The 1,699-nt window shown below is 62.7% G+C and carries 2 protein-coding genes and 1 pseudogene; 1 reads left to right on the top strand and 2 read right to left on the bottom strand.

Features of this window, described 5'->3' with window-relative positions:
• A partial coding sequence (locus AHiyo1_RS24730) for a hypothetical protein (protein WP_059388684.1) occupies positions 1–553 on the bottom strand: 553 nt, incomplete at its 3' end.
• A gap of 192 nt (positions 554–745) precedes the next feature.
• Here AHiyo1_RS24730 and AHiyo1_RS11755 point away from each other — a divergent pair.
• Entirely contained in the window at positions 746–1,150 is a 405-nt protein-coding gene (locus tag AHiyo1_RS11755; protein ID WP_059388683.1) for a YchJ family protein, read from the top strand.
• Positions 1,151–1,172: 22 nt separating this feature from the next.
• Here AHiyo1_RS11755 and AHiyo1_RS26665 read toward each other — a convergent pair.
• Positions 1,173–1,699 (bottom strand): annotated as a pseudogene (locus tag AHiyo1_RS26665) (acyl-CoA dehydrogenase family protein); the annotation flags it as partial.

The raw sequence follows: 1,699 nt of genomic DNA, 5'->3' as shown, positions 1-1,699 counted from the left end.
CTGCAGCCCGGGCATCGGCCTCGGCGACGGCGGCAGCCCACTGGCTGTTCAGGACCGGAGGATCCTGCTTTATCGCGACCACAAAAGGATGTTCCTTCGCCTGGGTTGTGGCTGTGGCTGCGATACCGTCCTTGATCTGGGCAGGCTTGGGCCACGTCCGTGGGTTGACCAGCGACTTCCAAGGGACGTTCCGGACGGCTGACCACGACGCCGACCACAGTAGCTTGGTGGTCCCAGCAAACCCAGGACGCGGTTCCCGAGGAACGGACGGCCCTGCGCCCAGCAAGCCGTCGTCCGCCGAGGTCGGTTCCTCGGAATCCGACGGCGGGACGGGGGCGCGTCGAGGCCTTGGTGGCAAGTGCACAACCGGTACGGCATCGCGTTTCGGGAAGATCCCGACCATCGCGAGCAGGATGATCCAAACCAGCTTCGCGACGCCGGCCAGCACCAAAGTGACAACCATCAGGAAGCCCAAACCAATGGACATCAACAAAGCCAGCCCGAGCGTTCCAAAAAAAGTCAGATTGAGGCCAAGTGTTGTTGGATCCTCCACGTAGCCTCCTCGAGCCAGAGTTGTGGGGTGGACGCCGCAACCGAAGGTCTGCGGGCATGTCATCTAGCCTAAGGGCGAAATCTTAAGGAATCATCCGCCAAACTCCGGCTCGCCGAGGTTGTTTCGAAGCTGTTATCTGCTGTGACAGAATTTGTTGCCTAGCTCTCACCTTCTCTTCAAGATAGGGCTTCAATGCCACTCGATCCGGCCCGCCTACGACTAGGCGCTTGCCCCTGTTTGTCCGGAGAGCAGTACACCGAGTGCTGCGGACGCTTCCATCGTGGAGACTCCGACGCGCCCACCGCGGAACAGCTCATGCGTTCGCGCTACTCCGCCTTTGTTGTCCTTGACAGCGATTACCTTCTGCGCACGTGGCACCCGGACACCAGGCCTGCCGCGCTGGACCTGGACCCGGACATTGAATGGCGCAGGCTGGACATCCTGGCCACGTGCCAAGGCGGACCCTTGGACACCGAAGGGACGGTCGAGTTCGCAGCACATTACCGTTCCGACGGCGAACGCGGAGTCCAGCGCGAAAACAGCCGCTTCCTGCGGATCGACCGGCGCTGGTACTACCTCGACGGCGACGTCGGCTAGCCGCGTCGATCGGCAGCAGGCCTCAGCGGTACTTCCGGTGCAGGCTCTCCTTCGACGAGGCGCCCGGGGTGGCATCGGCGATCCACGGACCTGTTCCTTCGGATTGGTCAAGGATTCCGGCCTCAAGCCATGCGTAATCGCCCGCAAGGACGTTCGAGGACAACTCATGATCGACGTCGTCGGTGTTCCGCCACAATTGATCGAAGTATCCGTCCACGCGAATCCGCGCTTGCTCGCAGTAAGCCTCGGCGAGCTCGTACGCCGCCGCGCCTTGCTCCGGAGCGGTCTGCAGCAGCATCTCGGCCCGTGAGCAGCACGCTGCCATGGCAAACAACTCGGCCCCGATATCCACGATCCTGCCGAGGAACGCTTGTTTGTATTCAAGCCTTGCCTGCCAGCGGCCCATGCCGTAGAAAGTCTGCCGGGCGAGCCGGCGCGAAGCCCGTTCCACATACCTCAGTTGCTTCGCGAGGCGCCCGAACTCGCTGTAGGACCGGGGGTCCATGCCGGCCCCGGCCACCAGCTTAGGGAGCCATTTGGCGTAGAAAC

This window comes from Arthrobacter sp. Hiyo1 (genome assembly GCF_001263615.2).
In the GTDB taxonomy this organism is placed as follows: Bacteria; Actinomycetota; Actinomycetes; order Actinomycetales; family Micrococcaceae; genus Arthrobacter.
This window is presented reverse-complemented; position numbering and strand designations above follow the sequence as displayed.